Source organism: Agromyces capsici, assembly GCF_058349965.1.
Window position 1 is genome coordinate 344,690 of the sequence record NZ_JBYRET010000001.1, and the last position, 18,006, is coordinate 362,695.

Here is an 18,006-nt window from a genome sequence, read left to right on the forward strand (position 1 = left end):
GGCGATTGCGCCGGCTCGATCAACCGGTCCCCACAATGCGAGAGAAAGTGCTCCCGCGAGCGCCGCAACCGCCAGCGCCCCCACAAGGGTGATTACCCACGGACGCCTGAACCAGCGAGGCCCCTCGTTCGCAGACACTCGTTCACCTAACGGCGGCGAGCGACTCGCCCCACTTGGTGCCGAGGATTGTGATTGCTTCCCCGTCGGCCTGCAGCAAGCCACTTTGGCGCAGCACGCGCAGGAATCGGTCGCGATCCCGCGAGTCGTAGCCGAAGATCGGTGTCGACCGTGTTTCGTCGTGCTCCTCCATGAAGGCCAGCACATCGCGCCTGGGAACCGACCGGCCAAGAGACGATGAAAGCCCCGCGTAGATGGCGGCGTAAGCCTGCTCAAGCGGTCGGCTCAACGCTGTGCTCAGTGCAACGACATGAGCCTTCTTATCGACCGCGATACGGTCAATCACGCCAGCAGCACTCGAGTAACGAATCGCCTCCGAGACGCGACTGGCTGCTCGCGCATCTGTACCTTGACCGACCCCACCGCGTTGGAGGAGGCCCTCGAGCCTCCCAAACGGGAAACTAGCAAGCCCCTTCTTGTAGCACTCCGCCGAGACCGCGGCGTACACGCGCCAGAGGGGCTCGAAGTATCCGAGCGGCATGCTTGCAGTCGTGATTGCGTATGCGTCATCAGCGCCACGTCTCGCGATCCCTAGGCCGACGAGCGCGTCGAGCGACTTGTCGAGGAGCTCGCCGCCATCGCTCCGAAATGGCCCGGTGCGTAGTTCACGCGGCGCTAGACCACGCGGACGAGATGACAGAGCGCGAACGAGGTAGTCGACAGCTTGAATTTCCGCGAATCTTGCTGGGGTTATCTTGATGTAGGTTCGCGGCGCATTGCGAGGCGCCCACGTCCCCCGCTCGGGCCCCGGAGCTGCCGCGTCGATCCGGATGATTTGTTCACTCAAGTCCTTGTCTTTGACGAGGGCGTAGTACTCCGCCTCGTCCTCGGTGCGCGTGATTCCCCAGCCGCTTAGAAGATTGAGGGCATCGGACCGCGCTCGCCCGCCCAAGATAAAGCCACGACGTTGCAACTCAAGAAGCGCAACCAACGACCGCGCGGACGTGTCCTGGCGTCGCTTACTCAGATTGGAGATCTCGTCAACGTCGAGCGAGACCACGCCAGGCATTTCAAGTGTATGTCGGAGAATGCTACTCAAGCGGCTGCGATCCCCGTAGATGACGGTGACACGGGCCTGATCGTCCAATAGCCTCTCAATAAGATGGACGAAGTCCTGATCGCCAGTTACTAGGTAAAAGTCTCGTATACCGCGGTGCAAGTAGTCCATCGCGAGCACGGTGAGCGCGATGTCTGCTTGCTCCTTGGTACTGCGCACCTCAAGCCTGTCAATCAATCGTTCGTTCGTTGCGACACGAATTGTCGGATCGAATTTCGTCGCCGCTAGGTGGGATTTGAGCCCCCCGGGAAACTTGTCGGAGGCAAACCTCCATAGGTCATCTACGAGGGACCGCTCCACGACCATCCCTCGTGCTAGTACTGCACCGGAGAGGTTTTCCCAGTCGATCAGCAGGGCCGCAACAGCGCTCACAGATTCTCCAATCCTCGGTGGTCCCAGGTCGTGCGTATGGTCGATCGCAGGGCTAAGTAGGAGGCGATGCCTCGTGCAACTGATTTATCGCGGCTTCAGTGCGCCCCAGACCGCCGCGGAGTTCGTCGGAGAGCGCGCGGGCGAGGTGGAGCGGATACTTCGGATATTCGACTGCATGATGCGCCGCGGTAATGAGTTGGCAAGAAGTCGAGATGGTCAAGATCATGTCCCTAAGGAACTGCGAGCGTGAACCCTCATTCGCTTTCCCATCGCTCTTTCGCGCCAGCACGGTAAAGATCGTGGGCCGCCAGAACTCAGGCACATCGATATCGCGAACAACCAGCGCACTCCCCAGACTCTTTTCTAGCTCTAGCACTCCCCGCCGACGGTCATCCGTCGCCACGCCCCAAATCCGGGCAGTCACGTAGGTTCCATCCCTCACCGCCGGTCTAAACACATCCGGATCCGCGGAGCGAGAACTTGTGTTCGCCTTCTCGAGGAACCCACTCCAACCAGCGGAGTCCGTTCCTCTGCCTAGGCACTGCTGAAGATCGTCCTGTGACCGCGGAAACACGGCTGCGACATTCATCAGTCGTCGGATCAGCGCCCGCTCGAGCCCATGCAGCGCTTGGTTCACCCGCGACAATTCCATTGGCTCTGCACCCAGCGAGATGGCCAACTCACGCGTGATGTCCTCGATGTGGCATAGGACTTCTCGCCCGCCGACGTGTGGGACCCATTCAGGCCAGACCGTCGGAGAGGACGACTGGGGGATCTCTAGTTCGCTCCTCGCGAGTAGAAGTACCCCCACAGCCTTTGGAGCTCGATCCGCGCGACTGCCAAGCACATCGATAAATGACTGGCGATTGGCGTTAATGGTATTCGTGAGATCGACCATCAAAGAGTTTGGATTTCTAAACCCATCGCCACGAACAACCACGACCACCGTGTCTATCGACCGTAGCCGGCCGGCTAGAGCGCGTCGGTACTCGTCACGCTCGCCAGTGACCTTCATCCAGTAGACGCACAGTTCGTGCTGCCGAGTCGAAACCATTCCTGCGAGGTGATCGGCGATCAAGTCGGGATGTGGATCGGAGAAGTGCGAATCAGTCATGCGCCAACGACGATTGACGCGGCGATACGTGCGAGGAGCGGAATCTTCGGGCTCACGGACTCGCCGTCGTACGTGAAGAAGTTTGCATGGCTCCCGGTCGAAAGCAGACTGTAGTTGGTGCTCCCGTCCTGTGGGCCCGGCAATATTTCCGCAAAGTCGTCAACTGCGAGGCTGAGTGTTTCGGGCGACTCCAGGCGAAGAGCCCGTAGGGCTGTGTAAACCGACGCTAGCCATGGATCCATCCGCCGCCCACTGTTGGAGAGGTGGCTCTTGGATGCGTTGATAAAGAGCCGAAAGTCCTTCTCCCGCAGCGCGATGTTCTTGAGCGTCAGTTGAGTGCGAGAAAACTCTTCGAACAATTCTGGTCGAAGTGGGGCCAACGTGGACATGGGCCTCCTATTGAGGATTAGCCAATCCAAGAACGCCCGCATGAGTTGTACGGTCAGATACGGATGCCCGGCCGTTTCCCGGTGAACTAACGAGACGAATCCTGGATCCAACTTGACATGTGGAGTCATGACCTTCCGCATTAGTTCGAAGAACTCGCTGGATTCGTGCGCATTCTGGCTATAGGGAAACAAAGGAAAGGAATCCTGCTGCACGAGCGGACTCAGCTGATTCTGATCCAGGAGGATGTAGTGGGCGTCCGGCTGTTGACCCATGAGGATGAGCAGATTGGCGCGCGCGAAACCCACGAGTTGGTTGAGCAAGGGTTGCACCACCATGTATCGCGAAGACGGCCGAGACTCTAGCGCGATCCGCATCTCACGAAAAAGCGTCTCGTACTCGTCCAGAACCAGTACCACTCGACCATCGATTGCGCCGGCGCTCGGTAGGCATCGCTCGATCGCCCGCATCACAAACTCGTCGTGCAGGCGCTCGCCTGCGTCAAGAGCGTCCTTGATCTCTCGGAAGAGAGCCCCTCTCTCCCGCCCCTGCTGCTGGTCGGAATGCCCGAGATCCTCACAAGTCTGTGAAATTAGAACCGACTGCTCGGTGTCCGGGCCGAGGTCCTTAATGCTGGCGGTGGTCTTTCCACTCCTCCGGACGCTGCACCAAAGTCGAATGCCATTCCGTCGCTCGTGGGTGTGCATCAGCCTCCGCACACTTCCGCGGTAGACGAGGTTGTACTTGAGCATCTCGGGATCCTCAAGGGGGAACTCAGCGGCGTAGTTGTATGCAATCGGTTGGTCCGCATTGCTGATTTCGTGCTTGTGTGCAAGATTCGCAAGCCTGGTCTGGAGCCTCGCGGCAACGTCTTCGCTACTGCCCCCAACGGTAGAGACGACGATCGTGGAGAGCCGATCCACAACCCGGACGTGTGCACGGACGTCGGCTCGGAGGGGTGCGATTACGACACCTACCGCTCGCGCAACAGCATCCTCAATGTCAGCCACACTCACGAATTGCTCTGAGAGGTAGCACTGGACCTCTATTTCCCGCATTTCGAGGCTTAGGGGGAGTTGTAGCGCGACATCAAACCTGCGGGACTGATGCGCATATAGCGAGCGAGACGGGAGCGGCGCCGACAACGGATCATCATTAACAAGACGATCGAGCACCTCAGCTAGCGGCCGCATGGAGTCATCAACCCCGGTCAAGAATGGACCAGGGTCCAGCGCCAGAACTACTTCGCCGAGGTCGCTCGCGGTCATGAGCGGCACGGAGAATGCCCACCAACGCGGATATGTAGGCAAGTCAGCGCCGCCACGAGCTCCTCCGAAGTCGGCATAAGCATAGCCTCGGAGAATGCCACTGATCATCGCGGAACACAGCTGTCGGACGGAGCGAGGGTATGCGCTACCATCGCCAGCCTGCAACTCGGCGAGATAGAACTCGAGCGGCAAGTCTAGGAACCTCTGAAGTCCTCCAAGCGCCTTCATCACGGCGGACTCGTGATCGATTCCATTCCTGATCGAGTGATTGTATCCCTTGGTGAATATCTCGCGACCATGGTTGGTCAAGCATGACCTCACGATGTCAAGGGTCTCGGACGCGTCGTCAGGGTAGGCCGCAATGTCGGCGAGAAACTCCTGAAAGTACGCGAGGAGCGAATTCCGATAGAACGTAGCCCATTGGAAGATGTGATACTTGCTGAGCTCGTCAAGGTCGTTCATGAAGACCTTGCGCAGAAAGGCAATTCGATCCGAGTGGAGTGGCTCCAGCACGGGGTCACCGAGCGGTGTCGGTATCGAGCCCACCACCGTCGATGACGCTGGCGGAACATCATTGTCGCCGTCGACGATGCCTGTACCTGCGGGGTTTGCCCGGGACATAGGAGGCCGGTCGGGCTGAAGAGAATCTAGGGCGGGCACCTCAGATGCGGGACGCGAAGGGTGTTCGCTGGACTGTTGAACATGAGCGCGAGCCGCCGACCTCCGACGAGTCTGAGCCCGTAGTTCGATCTGACGGGCCCGTTTTGGATGAAAGTGCACTGCGAGCTCATCGAGCCGCTCACCGAGCTCGAGGGTCTGCGTGTCCGAGAGAGAGTCAATGAGCTTGGCCGCAACTTCCTGAGCTTCGTTCATCTGAACGCGGCGCACCAAAGCCGCAATCGTGACGTGCGCTGCCTCCAAGTCAGCATTCACATCTCGGGCGAAATCGGCGACGAACGCGGGCGATTCATGAGAGGCTCGCTGGTCCGCGGGACCGCTGCCGGACGATCGACCGGAATCGAGATCTTCCTGTTCCGGTTCCGGCATTGGCTCTCGCGAACGGAGCCGCGCCAGCCGAACTGCCTGGAGTTTCCAGAGCGATGCATGGCGGGCATCAGGCAATGAGCTGATAGCGGTGCCAATCCGATCCTGCAAGCGAAGCAACGCTTCACTGGGACACTCGCCTATTGTCTGTCGGATTAGATAATCTGCTTCGTCGAAATCTCCCGACAGGCTCAGACGCTGAGCCCGCTCTAGCATTTCCCCCCACGGATGCATGAGGCACACAATACAGGTGAGCTAGGCGGTGTGCCCTCACCGGAGCGCCCGGCGCCTATTGGGCAGTGTTCGAGACCATGAGCGAAGCACCGATCTCCTCACAGACTGAGCTTCTCCGCCGACATACCATCGGGGTCGGCTCTAGCGGGAACCTCTGATCGACAACCGGGGCTCCTGGGCCGACGGACCGACCCTCGAACATTGGACTGGTGACCCGCCTCCGTCACCGGCCGGGAACGGATCCTCGGGCCGGATCACCCCAACCCCCTCCTCAGCCGCAACAACCTCGCCTACGCGTACGAGTCCGCCGGCGACCTGGGCCGGGCAATTCCCCTCTTCCAGCAGACCCTCACCGACCGGGAAACGGATCCTCGGACCGACCACCCGGACACCCTCGGAAGTCGCAACAATCACATTGCCGCCGAATACCCCGGATTCATTGGGCTATCATTCCCGGCCCCCGAGATTCCGCGGCATCCGCGGGGACTGAAAATCGAAAGGTCACCGGATCGATGCCGGTCGGAGCCACAAGTGAAACCCCCGGGAGACCGGGGGTTTTCTCGTTGGATGCGACGTCCCGCCCGCACGTTTCCGCATGCGTTGCCATGGGTCCCGGTTCGCCTCACGACTCGGGGCCGGCCTCACGTCCGGATCCGCGTGGGCGTTCGCGTCCGCGTCCGCGTCCGCGGAACGGCACGGATGCCGCGAGTGCGAGCGTGAGCACCGACCCCGCGCCGAGCGCCGCGGTCAGGGCCCCGCTCGGCTTCGACAACGCGAGCCGTTCCCCGCCGATCGACGGCACGCTGGCGGCGGCTCCGATCGCGATGGCCGTCGCCACCACGCCCGTGGCCACCCGGGTCCACGCCGGCCCGCGGCCCGCGATGGCGTAGCCGCCGCCGATCGCGGCGAGCGCGACGCCGCTCGCCGCACTGCCCTCGCCGGTCTTCCGAAGCGTCGCCACCGCACCGGGGCGGGTGAGGGGCAGGACGCCCATGGCGAGCGGCGCTGCGGCGATCGCACGACGGTACGGAAGGTCGTCGCCGACCGCACGACGGTGCTCGGCCCACCCGAAGAGGGCGCCGGTGGCAGCCGCGGGCGCGAGGATGGTTCCGAACGTGCCGTACCACGTGACCTTCGACTCGGGGCCGACGAGCGAGGCCATGTACTCGCGGAATCCTGCCGCCCAGGTGAGCCCGAGCAGAGCACCGGCTGCGGTCGCCGCCCCGCGCGGCATCATCGCGCCGCGCCGTCCGCCTCGGCGTGCACCGGTGGCGCGCCCCGCGCAGCGGTGACCCCCTCGATGCGGCGGAACGGGATCGAGTTCGCGAGGCACAGCAGCACGACGCATCCGGCACCCAGCACTGCGACCCACGCGCCCCTGGGTTGGTCGAGGGCGAGGCGGATGCCGCCGACGGCCGGGACGCTGGCGACGATGCCCACCACGACCACGAGGGCGGGAATGCCGCAGAGGATGCGAGCCCAGAGCGGCCCCCGCCCGGAGACGGCGAACCCGCCTGCAACGCCGACGAGCGCGATCGCGACGGCGCCGCCGCCGAGCCCCTCCGTCAGGAGGGCGACCAGCGCGCCGGGCATCGTCAGCGGCAGCATCGCGAACGCCAGCGGGGCCAGCGCGAGCCAGCGCCAATGCGGACGTCCGCCGGTACGACGGAAGTACTCCGCGAGCCCGAGCAGCGCTCCGGCGATCAGGCCGGCGCCGAGGATCCCGACGAACGTGCCGTACCACTCGAGCCGGGAGGCACCGCCGGCGATCTCGGCCATGTACCCGCGGAAGGCCGCCGCCCAGACGAGGCCGCATGCGGCACCCACGAGCACGGACGCGGTCGGCGAACGCCGTGCCGCGGCATCCGCTCGACCCCCGTGCACTTCGACCCGCGTGACGACCATGTCGACGCACCCCCGATCTCGACGGAGCAGGTGCGGTCAGTCTATGGCGGGGGCGTCCGGTGGGCATCGGGGCGGGCCCTGCCTCCCGATGGCGGGCAGCCGTACCGCCTGGGTCGCCGACGTCTGGCGCACGGGTACGGCTGCGAATTCGCCTCAGACGCTCACGCTTCCGGCGAACCCGGCGTAAGTTTGCGTTATATCGCGTTTCGGCCCGGCGGCCGCTCCGCGTCCGACGACGATCGTCGGCACGTGGCAAGCGCCTCCGGAGGTGGGGGTGGTCATCTTGGACGTCATCTTCGGAGTGCTGCTCGCCCTCCTCCTGATCGTCGCGCTGTCGGTGACGACGACGATCCTGGTGCTGCGGGCGGTCTTCCGGCGGATCCGCCGGAGTCGCGCCGTCGGCGGCGCGGTGCTGAAGACCCGCGCTCGCGTCGCGACCGGTCCTCGTGGCCGGGTCCTGAAGCTGCGGGTGCGGCTGCGCGAGGCGCTCGAGAGCGGGCGCGCGGCAGTCGACGTCGCCGCGCACGGCGACGGGCCCCACGGCGACGTCGCGCGGCTCTTCCGCCGGATCCAGCACGAGGGCGAGGCGCTCGACCTGCAGTTGCGGCTGATGGAGAGCGAGACGGATGTCGCGGCGCTCGCGACCGAACTCGCGACCGCCGATCGACGCGTCGACCAGGTCGCCGACCTCGTGAAGCGGCTCCGCGGCGCCGTGGCGGCCGGACTGGGCGAGGTCTCCGACGACGCGATCGAGGCGCTGCACGCCGACGTCGACCGCGAGGTCGCCGCACTGCACGCCGGCGTGCAGGAGCTGCGCACGCTGAACCAGCGCGACGCGCTCCACGTGCGCCAGCGCACCATCCGACCGACGACCTGAGACCCGACCTGAGACCACCCGGAGAAGGGACCCGACGATGAGCGACAACACCTCGCGGATGCGATCCATCTTCCGCAGCAAGACCTCGCGCGCGCTCGACAAGATGGAGGATCCGCGCGAGATGCTCGACGACAGCTACGACCAGCAAGTCAAGCTGCTCCAGCAGGTGCGGCAGGCGCTCGCCGAGGTCGCGACGGCGAAGAAGCGCGTCGACCTGCAGGGTCAGGAGCTCGGTGCCCGCTACCAGCGCCTCGGCGGACAGGCGCAGGAGGCGCTGAGCCAGGGGCGCGAGGATCTCGCCCGGGCGGCACTCGAGCGGAGGTCGCTCATCGAGCGCCAGGTCGCGCAACTCCAGCAGCAGTACGCGGGCATGCAGGCCCAGACCTCCCAACTGGAGCAGCGCGAGCGCCAGCTCTCCGAGCAGATCGCGGCCTTCCGCATCGAGAAGGAGACGATCAAGGCGACCTACACGGCGTCCGAGGCGCAGGTGCGTGCGAACGAGGCGGTCGCCGGCATCGGCGCGACGATCAACGACGTGGGCACGAGCCTCGACCGGGCCCGCGACCGCGTCGCGCAGATGCAGGCCCGCGCGGCGGCCACCGACGAGCTGCTCGCGAGCGGCGCGCTCAAGGACCTCACCGCGCCGCCCGACGCCGACATCGAACGTCAGCTCGCCGCGCTCAGCGCGCAGGCCGAGATCGATCGGCAGATCCAGGAGATGAAGGGCACGGATGGCGCATCCGCCGGCCGTCGGTCGAGCGGCGCCGGCGGCGCCGACGACGCCGGCGAGTGGCTGAGCATCGGGCAGGGTCCGCCCACGTCCTGAACCTCGGCTGGCCGGACGACCGGAAGGAACCCTCACTGGGCCGGCGGCGGCGTGAACGGGTGTCCGAGCGCATCGGCGAGTTCGACGAAGATGCGCGTCGCCGGCGCCATGCACGACGCGGTGCGCGGGTCGTCGGCGAGGGTCTTCGACACGGAGCAGTCGCCCGAGAGGATGTCGCTGTTGGTCATCACGACGACGGTCGTGTCGTTCGCGGTGTCATGGAACAGCGAGGTGTTGTAGCCGGGGATCTCGCCGGTATGCCCGACCCAGCCCGCGATGCAGCCGACAGCGAGCCCGTAGCCCTCCTCGCCCGGGAACGACGTGAGCCGATCGACGGCCGCCGCCTCGTCGAGCAGGCCCTGACCCGTGGCCAGCGCGCGCCCGTAGTCGAGCAGGTCGTCGGCGGTCGAGATCAGCTGACCGGCGGTCCACGCGAACGTGGGGCTCCAATCCGTGGCCTCGATGGGTTCCTGCGAGTCGTCGGGCGTGCCCTGCAGGCTGAATCCGGTGGGGTGCGGGTCGGGGATGTCGGAGGTCTCGGGGAACGAGGTGTGGTCGAGCCCGAGCGGGTCGAGGATCCGTTCCCGCAGCACCTCGGGGTACGGGCGTCCCGCGACCTCCTCCACGACGAGGCCGAGCAGGATGAAGTTCGTGTTCGAGTAGTTGAACTGCGCACCGGGCTCGAAGAGCGGGTCGAGCCCGAACGCGGCGTCCAGCAGTTCCTGGGGCGTCCACACCGTCTCGGGCTCGGCGAGGTACCGGTCGGCCGTCGCCGGATCGAGCGAGTAGCTGGGGATGCCGCTCGTCATGTCCATCAGCTGACGCAGCGAGATGTCGTCGCCGTTCGGCACGCCGTCGACGTGGTCGGAGATCGGGTCGTCCAGCCCGAGCGCACCCTCCTCGGCGAGCTGCAGGATGAGCGAGCCCGTGAACGTCTTGGTGATCGAGCCGATGCGCAGGTACTGGTCGGCCGCCATCGGCGTACCGCTCCGCGGGTCGGCTTCGCCGAACGCCTCGACCCACGTCCCCTCCGGCGTCCGGACGGCGACGATCGCGCCGGCCGTCGACGCGAGGGCCAGGCCGTCCTCGGCTGCGGTGCGCAGCTCGTCGGCGAGCCCGTCGTCGAGGTCGTCGGTGGCACCGGCGGGCAGCTCCGCGCTCGCGACCTGGTCCGGCGAGGCGACGCACGACGCCTCGGCAGCCGCAGTCGGAGTCGCGGTCGCGCTCGGACCGCCCGGATCGGCCGGCGCCGTGCAGGCAGTGAGCGCGGCGGCGAGGATCACGGCGAGTCCCGTCATCCGCCCGGCCATCGTCGACCGTGTCGTGTGCGCCATCCGGCCCCCAACCTCGCGAGCGACGCATTCTCGATCATCGTGTACCTTCAGCGCCCCCGCGACAAGCCCGGCTGGTAGCATCCGGCCATCGGCCGCCGAAGGAGGCGCGGTGTCGAACTGGTACGTCATCACGGGCGGCCCGAGCTCGGGCAAGACCACGACGGTGGACGTGCTGCGCGGGAGGGGCTACCGGACGGCGATCGAGCAGTCCCGCCACTACATCGACCTGCAGCGGCTCGGCGGGCGGTCCGTCGAGGAGATCCGGTCGCGGCAGGTCGAGTTCCAGCGGAACGTGCTCGCGATGCAGCTGGAGCAGGAGGCGCAGCTCGATCCCGACGAGGTCGTGTTCCTCGACCGCGGCCTGCCCGACTCGCTCGCGTACTACCGGTTCCTCGGACTGGATCCGGCGCCCGAGCTCCTGGAGGCGCTCGGCCGGCTGCGGTACCGGAAGGTCTTCATCCTGAGCCTGCTGCCCCTGCACCGCGACTACGCGCGCACCGAGGATCCAGACGCCCAGCGACGGATCCACGACCTGCTGCTCGAGGTGTACTCGGCGCTCCCGATCCCGCTCGTGCGGGTGCCGGCGGTCGGGCCCGACGAGCGGGCCGACTTCATCCTCTCGCGACTGTGAGCCTGCGGCCGCCGCGGCCGCTCACGCCGCCGGTCGCCGCCTGAGCGACGACCTCGTCGCGGACGGAAGCTCGCCGTACTCGCGCACGTACGCCTCGGCGAACCGCGACAGGTGCACGAACCCCCACCGACGGGCGATGACGGCGATCGTGTCCGTCGCCGCGGCGAATCGCAACTCGTCGCGGACGCCCTCCAGTCGGATGGCGCGCAGGTGCTCGGACGGCGGCCGGCCGGTCTCCGCGACGAAGGCCGAATGCAGGCCGCGGCTGGAGATGTGGACGGACGAGGCGACGTGCTGCACCGTGATCGGCGACGCCGCGTTGGCGTGCAGGTACTCGAGCGCGGCGCGCACGACCCGGGACCGCGCACCGATGGGGACCAGTCGCCCGTCCGTGCGAGTCCAGGCGAGATGGAAGGCATTGAGGTACGACACGGCGAGCCGGTTGAACGCCGCCTCGGCGACGATCGGCTCCTCGAAGGCCTCGGGAGCCGCGTCGATTGCCATGGCGACCCGGTCGACGACGGCGTTCCAGTGCCGGCCGAGCGCCGCGCTGCGGGCCTCGAGGCCGATGAGCTCGAGCCTCAGGTCGGGTTCGCCCGAGCCCATCCGTGCGAGCTCCTCCAACCGCGAGCGGTCGAGCCTGACCGTTCGCGCGGAGAAGTCCTCCCAGGTCGCCGACACCCCCTCAGCGACGTTGACGTACGGTCGGGAGGTGTCGATCGCCTTCCGGCCGTGCCGCACCTCGAAGCTGCGACCCCGCCCCGTCACCACGAGGACCTCGTCGGCGCCCGCTTCCACGGCCGACGGAGCCGTGAAGGCGTAGTTGAACACGGCGAACGACGCGGCCGAATCCGTCCGGATCCGCACGCGGAACGCCCCCGGGTCGACGCGCCCGAACCGCAGGCGGGGCACCAAGGGGGCGAAGGCCTCGCGCGCCGCCTCCGGATCGGCGGTCGCGAACGAGGACCGGTCGAGTCCGGGCACTGCGCGTCCAATCATCGGCACGTACGCCGCGCCGGGTCAGCACAGCATACGTGCCGATGCCGTGGAGCGCGCTCAGGTCGCGGATCGCCGCCGGCGGACGGACCTCGTGGCCGACGGCAACTCGCCGTACGCCTGCTCGTAGGCTTCGGCGAACCGCGAGAGGTGCACGAACCCCCACCGCCGTGCAATCGTGGCGATGCTCTCACCCGGTTCGGCGAAGCGCAGCTCATCGCGCACCCCGGCGAGGCGGATGGCGCGCAGGTGCTCCGACGGCGGGCGACCCGTCTCCGACACGAACGCGGCGTGCAGCCCGCGCGTGGAGATGTGCACCGCGTCCGCGACGTGCTGCACGGTGAACGGCGTCGCCGCGTTGGCATGCATGTGGTCGAGCGCCGCACGGACGACCGCGGAACGCGCGCCGACCGGGACCATGCGCCCGCCGGGGCCGGCCCAGCCGAGGTCGAACGAGTGCAGGTAGGCGACCGCGAGGCGATTGAAGGCGGCCTCCTGGACGATCGGCTCGTCGAAGGCCTCGGGGGCGGCGGCGATGGCGCGCTGCACGCGTGCGATCGCGGCGTTCCAGTGGCGGCCGAGCTCGGCGGATCGCACGCCGAGCGCGATGGGCTCCAGGTCGTGGCCGGGTTCGCCCGACGCCATGCGCGCGACCTCGATGAGCCGCGACCGGTCCAGCACGGTGGCGCGCGCCGCGAACGCCTCCCAGCGCGCCGACACGTCCTCGGTCGCGTTGATGTACGGGAGTGCGACGTCGATCTCCTCCCGGCCGTGGCGGATGTCGATGCCCCGGCCCTGCGCCGAGACGACGAGCACGTCGTCGGCGCCGGCCTCCACCGCGGCGGACGCGGCGAACGAGTAGTCGACGATCGCGAACCCGGGGACGACGTCGGATCGCATGCGGACGCGGAAGGTGTCTGGATCGATGCGGCCGAACTCGAGTCGGGGCACGAGCGGCGCGAACGCCTGCCGAGCCGACTCGGGATCGTTCGTGACGAACGAGGACCGTTCCAGTCCGGACATTCCGCTTTCCTCACGTCGGCGCGCGGGTCGCGCCGAGTGAGCACGAGTGTACGTGCCGGAGGCCGGTATCCGGTATCGGTACGGATCCGGGTAGGATTCGCCGCCCCCGCCGGCGGTCCGTAGGGTTGAGGCCGCGGGCGGGTCCGCGCCGGGATCGGGGGAATACCGGCGCCGGCCCGCCGCGCGATCTTCCGGAGGGCTACGCCGTGGGCGCAGAGAGCTCGACGACGGTCATGCCCGAGCCCGCGCCGCCCGCACGCCCCATCGCGGCGAGCGCCTCCGGCACCTCGTGCAGCGCGATGGTGCGACCCACGAGCTCGATCGGCCGGAACGCATCGGATGCCACCGCGCCGAGCATGTCGGGATACTCGTGCGCGGCCATGCCGTGGCTGCCGAGGATCTCGAGCTCGCCCGCGATCACCGCGTCCATCGGCATCCCGGCGGTCGCGCTGTCGGCGAGCATCAGGCCGACCTGCACGTGCCGCCCGCGCTTGCGGAGGCTCCGAACCGACGCGAACGCAGTCTCGGGGCTGCCGAACGCGTCGATCGAGAGATCGACTCCCCCGCCGCTCGCCTCGCGGACGCGCTCCGCGGCCCCTTCGCCGCCCTGGACCGAGATGGCGCCGAGCCCGGCCGCCGCGGCGAGCGCCGCCTCCGAGACGTCCACGCCGTAGACGGGCACGCCGGCCGCGACGGCGATCATGATCGCGGAGAGGCCGACGCCGCCGCATCCGTGCACCGCGACCTGCTCGCCGGGCTGCAACCGGCCGCGCGCGATGATCGCCCGGTAGGCGGTCGCGAACCGGCAGCCGAGCGAGGCGGCCTCGACGAACCCGAGCGAGTCGGGCAGGCGGATGAGGTTGAGCTCGGCCTCGTCGACGACGACGTACTCGGCGAAGGATCCCCAGTGGGTGAAGCCGGGCTGGCGCTGCGCGTCGCAGACCTGCTCGTTGCCCGACCGGCACTCCTCGCAGCGCCCGCAGGCGCAGATGAAGGGCGCGGTCACCCGGTCGCCGACGTGCCATCCGCTCGTGTCGTCGACCTCGGTGCCGAGCTCGGCGATCTCGCCGGCGAACTCGTGCCCGGGCACGTGGGGCAGCGCGATCGCGTCGTCGTGGCCCATCCAGCCGTGCCAGTCGCTGCGGCACAGGCCCGTGGCGCGCACGCGCACGACGGCACCGCGGGGCGGGCAGGCGGGGGGATCGACCTCGACGAGCTCGGGCTGGTCGCCGAAGCCGCGGTACATGACGGCGCGCACGGATCCTCCTCAGGATGACGGGGCCGTGCCGCCGAGCGGGTGCACCGTGCGCCGGGTCGCGCGCCCCCTCGGCGATGACGTGACGGATGCCGCGGCGACGCGGGCCTCGGAAATCCTACCGGGGTCGTGGGAATAGCGGGACGTGAGGTACGGTTCGGTGTGAGTAATACCCCTACCGGGTATTGGTATCAATCGAAGGAGGACCTCGTGTCGAACCCAACGCGCCCCGCGCCCCGCCGGTGGCTCGGGCTCGCGCTCATCGCCACCGCGCAGTTCATCGTGATCATGGACACGTCGATCATCGGCGTGGCCCTGCCCGACATCCAGGCCGAGCTCGGGTTCACGCCCGAATCGCTCTCCTGGGTGTTCAACGCCTACGTCATCGCCTTCGGCGGCCTGCTGCTGCTCGGCGGCCGGCTCTCCGACGTATTCGGCGCCCGGCGGATGTTCGCCACGGGGTGGGCGACGCTCCTCGTCGGCTCGATCATGGCCGGCGCCGCCGACGGCGTCGCCGTCGAACTCGCCGGGCGAGTCGTGCAGGGCGCCGGCTCCGCGCTCATCGCCCCCGCGGCGCTCACGCTGCTCATGACCCTGTTCGGCGGCACCGCCGAGCTGCCCAAGGCGTTCGCCGTCTACGGCGCGGCCGCGCCCATCGGCGGCACGGCAGGCGTGTTCCTCGGCGGCGTCCTCACCGAGTACGCGAGCTGGCCCTGGGTCTTCTACGTGACCGTGCCGATCGCCGCGCTCGTGCTCGTGCTCACGCCCGTCGCGCTGCCGCGCGTCGCCGGCAGCCGCGGGCGGGTCGACCTCGCCGGAGCCGCCACGGCGACGTTCGGCCTCACCGCCGTCGTCTACGGCGTGGTCCGCGCCCCCGAGGCCGGCTGGGTCTCGATGGAGGTGCTCGCCGCGCTCGACACGGGTGCGGTGCTGCTCATCGCCTTCTTCGCGATCCAGGCCCGCCGACGCACGCCCCTGCTGCGACTCGGCATCCTCGGCGAGCCCCAGCTCGGCGCCGCGAACCTCGCCCAGCTCCTGCTCGGCGCCGCATGGGTGCCGATGTGGTTCTTCCTGAACCTCTACCTGCAGCAGGTGCTCGGTGCGGGCGCGTTCGCCGCGGGCGCGGCGCTGCTGCCCATGACCGGGCTCATCGTGATCGGCATGATCGTGATCGCGCCGCGCCTCCTCGCCCGCTTCGGCACGAAGGCGATGGTGGTCTCCGGGTTCGCGCTCCTCGCGGGCGGCCTCGGCTGGCTCGCGTTCGTGCGCCCCGACGGCTCGTACTCGATCGACGTGCTCGGCCCCTCGCTCGTGGCCGCGCTCGGCATGGCCCTCGCGTTCGTCCCGTCGCTCGGCACCGCGATCGGCGCCGCGCCGATGGCGGAAACGGGCGTGGCATCCGGCCTCGTGAACACGAGCTACCAGATCGGCTCGGCGGTCGGCCTCGCCGCGCTCACCGTGGTCTCGGCCGCGGTCACCGCGGGCGGGTCGGATGCCGCTTCGCTGACCGACGGCTACAGCGCCGCGTTCATCGGCGCGGGCGTGATCGCCGTCGCCGGCCTGGTCGCCGCTGCGGCCATGCTCACGGGCCGAGGGCGAGGCCGGAGCTCCGCCGACTCGACCGAGCCGGCGGACGCGGAGGCGCCGTCCCTGGCCGCCTGAGTCGACGACCCCATCGATCGGGCGGGATCCGGCGCACCTCACGGTGCGTCGCATCCCGCCCTCCGTCGTCGACGGCGGGGGTGCGCGGACCGTGTCGCCCCGCCGCACAGGATTGTGGAACAATATGCGGATGCGTTCCGTGTTGCTCGTCCTCGCCGCGGCCGTGTGCTTCGGCACGACGGGCACCGCGCAGGCGCTCGGCCCCGAGGCCGACCCGCTGTCGCTCGGCGCGGCGCGCATCCTGATCGGCGGCGGGGCGCTCGCCGCGGTGGCCCTCGCCCTCCATCTCGCCGGACGTCGGGACGACGCGACCGGGACATCCGTCGCCCCGACGTCCGGTGGTCGCGCACCGCGGCTCGCGAACGCGCTCCTCGTGCTCGCCGGCGCGGCGGGCGTGCTGGCCTACCAGCCCGCGTTCTTCGCGGGCACCGCCGCGAACGGCGTGGCGGTCGGCACGGTCATCGCGCTCGGCTCCGCACCCGTGCTGACCGGCGCGCTCGACTGGGCGATCCGTCGCCGGTTCCCCGGCCGGGCCTGGATCCTCGCCACGGTGCTCGCCACGGCCGGCGTCGCGATCCTCGCCGCCGCGAGCGGCACGGGGCCCGCTGCGGTCGACCCGCTCGGGGTCGCCGCGTCGATCGGCGCCGGCGCCTCGTACGCGGTCTACACGCTCGCCGGCAAGTCGCTGATCGACCGCGGCTGGACCTCGTCGTCGAGCATGGGCGCGATGTTCGGCGCCGCGGCCGTCGTGAGCCTGCCGGTCCTGCTGTCGGCGGATGCCGCGTGGCTCGCGACGCCCGACGGCCTGATGATGGCGCTGTGGCTCGGGCTCATCGCCACGACGGCGGCGTACCTGCTCTTCGGCGCGGGGCTGCGGCACCTGGCCCCCGCGACGGTCTCGACGCTCACGCTCGCCGAACCGCTCACCGCGACGCTGCTGGGCGTGCTCGTGCTCCAGGAGCAGCTTCCCCCGACGGCCGTCGCGGGGCTCGGCGTGCTCGCGTCGGGCATCGTGCTCCTCGCGGTCGCGAGCAGTGGGCGGATGCCGCGGCGGCGCCGTTCGCGGGTCCCGTCGGCGGCGTCCGGCCGCACCGTTCCCGCCCCCGCCGATGTCGGAGGCATGGCCTAGCCTCAGAGGCATGGACGTCATCCTCATCCCCGGATTCTGGCTCGACGCGAGTTCGTGGAACGGGGTGACGCCGGCACTGGAGGCCGCGGGGCATCGGGTGCACGCGGTGACCCTCCCAGGGCTCGAGTCCGTCGATGCGCCACGCTCCGGCATCGGCCTCGACGACCACGTCGACGCGGTGCTCCGCATCGTCGACGGCATCGACGGCGCACCGGTCGTGCTCGTCGGGCACTCGGGCGGTGGAACCGTCGCGCAGGCGGTCTCCGACCGCCGGCCCGACCGCATCGCCCGCGTGATCTACGTCGACGACGCGCCGATGAACGACGGTGACTGCATCAACGACCAGCTCCCCGTCGTCGGCGACGAGATCCCGCTCCCCGAGTGGTCGGTGTTCGGCGACGGCATGCTCGCCGACCTCGACGACGAGCTCCGGCGGCGGTTCCGCGAGCGCTCGATCCCCGTGCCCGCGGCAGTGGCGACCGATCCGCTGCGGCTCGGCGACGAGCGCCGACGCGATGTGCCGACGACGATCGTCACGTGCGAGTACCCCGCGGCGCAGCTCACGGAATGGGTCGACGGCGGCGCACCGTTCGTGCGCGAACTCGCCGCGATGCGCGTTCTCGACTACGTCGACCTCCCGACCGGGCACTGGCCGCAGTTCACTCGCCCGGCCGAGCTCGGCCGGATCCTGGTCGACGCGATCGCCCGCTGAGCG

General features: G+C 68.6%; 17 protein-coding genes. 8 read left to right on the forward strand and 9 right to left on the reverse strand.

The window, feature by feature from the left end; genetic code table 11:
• Positions 1-142: 142 nt before the first annotated feature.
• Genes AC3RKB_RS01755 through AC3RKB_RS01765 form a run of 3 tightly spaced genes read right to left on the reverse strand, consistent with a single transcriptional unit; the run spans position 143 to position 4,996 of the window.
• On the reverse strand, positions 143-1,606 hold the full coding sequence (locus AC3RKB_RS01755) for an NYN domain-containing protein (RefSeq protein ID WP_491434251.1): 1,464 nt from the start codon (positions 1,604-1,606) through the stop codon (positions 143-145).
• Positions 1,607-1,658: 52 nt separating this feature from the next.
• Positions 1,659-2,720: a hypothetical protein gene (locus AC3RKB_RS01760; protein ID WP_491434252.1), complete on the reverse strand. Its 1,062-nt coding sequence runs from the start codon at positions 2,718-2,720 to the stop codon at positions 1,659-1,661.
• Positions 2,717-4,996 (reverse strand): hypothetical protein, encoded by a 2,280-nt coding sequence (locus AC3RKB_RS01765; RefSeq protein WP_491434253.1) that lies wholly within the window; start codon positions 4,994-4,996, stop codon positions 2,717-2,719. The genes AC3RKB_RS01760 and AC3RKB_RS01765 overlap by 4 nt, the downstream gene beginning before the upstream one ends.
• Before the next feature lie 153 nt (positions 4,997-5,149).
• On the opposite strand from AC3RKB_RS01765, the gene AC3RKB_RS01770 reads away from it, so the two are divergent.
• On the forward strand, positions 5,150-5,500 hold the full coding sequence (locus AC3RKB_RS01770) for a hypothetical protein (RefSeq protein ID WP_491434254.1): 351 nt from the start codon (positions 5,150-5,152) through the stop codon (positions 5,498-5,500).
• 393 nt (positions 5,501-5,893) lie between these two features.
• Positions 5,894-6,373, forward strand: coding sequence for a hypothetical protein (locus AC3RKB_RS01775; protein WP_491436732.1), 480 nt, complete (start codon positions 5,894-5,896; stop codon positions 6,371-6,373).
• Here AC3RKB_RS01775 and AC3RKB_RS01780 read toward each other — a convergent pair.
• A complete protein-coding gene (locus AC3RKB_RS01780; RefSeq protein WP_491434256.1) occupies positions 6,276-6,890 on the reverse strand; it encodes a hypothetical protein in 615 nt (204 codons plus the stop codon). The genes AC3RKB_RS01775 and AC3RKB_RS01780 overlap by 98 nt on opposite strands.
• The gene (locus AC3RKB_RS01785; protein ID WP_491434257.1) at positions 6,887-7,558 is read right to left on the reverse strand and encodes a hypothetical protein; all 672 of its coding nucleotides are present in this window, start codon (positions 7,556-7,558) and stop codon (positions 6,887-6,889) included. Before AC3RKB_RS01785 ends, AC3RKB_RS01780 begins: the two co-directional genes overlap by 4 nt.
• 274 nt (positions 7,559-7,832) lie before the next feature.
• Between AC3RKB_RS01785 and AC3RKB_RS01790 the strand changes: the two genes are divergently transcribed.
• Both AC3RKB_RS01790 and AC3RKB_RS01795 read left to right on the forward strand, forming a co-directional pair.
• The gene (locus AC3RKB_RS01790; protein ID WP_491434258.1) at positions 7,833-8,435 is read left to right on the forward strand and encodes a hypothetical protein; all 603 of its coding nucleotides are present in this window, start codon (positions 7,833-7,835) and stop codon (positions 8,433-8,435) included.
• Between the two features lie 37 nt (positions 8,436-8,472).
• Complete coding sequence (locus AC3RKB_RS01795; protein WP_491434260.1) at positions 8,473-9,261, forward strand: PspA/IM30 family protein; 789 nt, start codon at positions 8,473-8,475, stop codon at positions 9,259-9,261.
• 32 nt (positions 9,262-9,293) lie between these two features.
• On the opposite strand, the gene AC3RKB_RS01800 is transcribed toward AC3RKB_RS01795, so the two are convergent.
• A complete protein-coding gene (locus AC3RKB_RS01800) occupies positions 9,294-10,595 on the reverse strand; it encodes a serine hydrolase domain-containing protein (protein WP_491434261.1) in 1,302 nt (433 codons plus the stop codon).
• 109 nt (positions 10,596-10,704) lie between these two features.
• Between AC3RKB_RS01800 and AC3RKB_RS01805 the strand changes: the two genes are divergently transcribed.
• Entirely contained in the window at positions 10,705-11,226 is a 522-nt protein-coding gene (locus AC3RKB_RS01805) for an AAA family ATPase (protein WP_491434262.1), read from the forward strand.
• Between the two features lie 21 nt (positions 11,227-11,247).
• On the opposite strand, the gene AC3RKB_RS01810 is transcribed toward AC3RKB_RS01805, so the two are convergent.
• The 3 genes from AC3RKB_RS01810 to AC3RKB_RS01820 form a co-directional block, all read right to left on the reverse strand.
• The gene (locus tag AC3RKB_RS01810) at positions 11,248-12,210 is read right to left on the reverse strand and encodes a helix-turn-helix transcriptional regulator (protein ID WP_491434263.1); all 963 of its coding nucleotides are present in this window, start codon (positions 12,208-12,210) and stop codon (positions 11,248-11,250) included.
• Positions 12,211-12,282: 72 nt separating this feature from the next.
• Positions 12,283-13,245 (reverse strand): helix-turn-helix transcriptional regulator, encoded by a 963-nt coding sequence (locus AC3RKB_RS01815; protein ID WP_491434264.1) that lies wholly within the window; start codon positions 13,243-13,245, stop codon positions 12,283-12,285.
• Positions 13,246-13,444: 199 nt separating this feature from the next.
• Positions 13,445-14,503 carry an alcohol dehydrogenase catalytic domain-containing protein gene (locus AC3RKB_RS01820; protein WP_491434265.1) on the reverse strand — a complete coding sequence of 353 codons (1,059 nt, stop codon included), beginning with the start codon at positions 14,501-14,503 and terminating at the stop codon, positions 13,445-13,447.
• Between the two features lie 207 nt (positions 14,504-14,710).
• Between AC3RKB_RS01820 and AC3RKB_RS01825 the strand changes: the two genes are divergently transcribed.
• The 3 genes from AC3RKB_RS01825 to AC3RKB_RS01835 all read left to right on the forward strand — a co-directional run bounded on the left by AC3RKB_RS01825 (position 14,711) and on the right by AC3RKB_RS01835 (position 18,003).
• Positions 14,711-16,162: an MFS transporter gene (locus tag AC3RKB_RS01825; RefSeq protein ID WP_491434266.1), complete on the forward strand. Its 1,452-nt coding sequence runs from the start codon at positions 14,711-14,713 to the stop codon at positions 16,160-16,162.
• Between the two features lie 130 nt (positions 16,163-16,292).
• Positions 16,293-17,291, forward strand: a complete 999-nt coding sequence (locus AC3RKB_RS01830) for an EamA family transporter (RefSeq protein ID WP_491434267.1) — start codon at positions 16,293-16,295, stop codon at positions 17,289-17,291.
• Positions 17,292-17,301: 10 nt separating this feature from the next.
• Positions 17,302-18,003 carry an alpha/beta fold hydrolase gene (locus AC3RKB_RS01835; RefSeq protein ID WP_491434268.1) on the forward strand — a complete coding sequence of 234 codons (702 nt, stop codon included), beginning with the start codon at positions 17,302-17,304 and terminating at the stop codon, positions 18,001-18,003.
• The last annotated feature ends 3 nt before the right edge of the window (positions 18,004-18,006 follow it).

Coding starts and splice junctions, on each gene's coding strand:
- AC3RKB_RS01765 (WP_491434253.1), bottom strand. CDS start 4,996: ATGTCCCGGGCAAACCCCGCAGGTACAGGCATCGTCGACGGCGACAAT.
- AC3RKB_RS01760 (WP_491434252.1), bottom strand. CDS start 2,720: ATGACTGATTCGCACTTCTCCGATCCACATCCCGACTTGATCGCCGAT.
- AC3RKB_RS01780 (WP_491434256.1), bottom strand. CDS start 6,890: ATGATGCCGCGCGGGGCGGCGACCGCAGCCGGTGCTCTGCTCGGGCTC.
- AC3RKB_RS01815 (WP_491434264.1), bottom strand. CDS start 13,245: ATGTCCGGACTGGAACGGTCCTCGTTCGTCACGAACGATCCCGAGTCG.
- AC3RKB_RS01835 (WP_491434268.1), top strand. CDS start 17,302: ATGGACGTCATCCTCATCCCCGGATTCTGGCTCGACGCGAGTTCGTGG.
- AC3RKB_RS01830 (WP_491434267.1), top strand. CDS start 16,293: ATGCGTTCCGTGTTGCTCGTCCTCGCCGCGGCCGTGTGCTTCGGCACG.
- AC3RKB_RS01800 (WP_491434261.1), bottom strand. CDS start 10,595: ATGGCGCACACGACACGGTCGACGATGGCCGGGCGGATGACGGGACTC.
- AC3RKB_RS01785 (WP_491434257.1), bottom strand. CDS start 7,558: ATGGTCGTCACGCGGGTCGAAGTGCACGGGGGTCGAGCGGATGCCGCG.
- AC3RKB_RS01795 (WP_491434260.1), top strand. CDS start 8,473: ATGAGCGACAACACCTCGCGGATGCGATCCATCTTCCGCAGCAAGACC.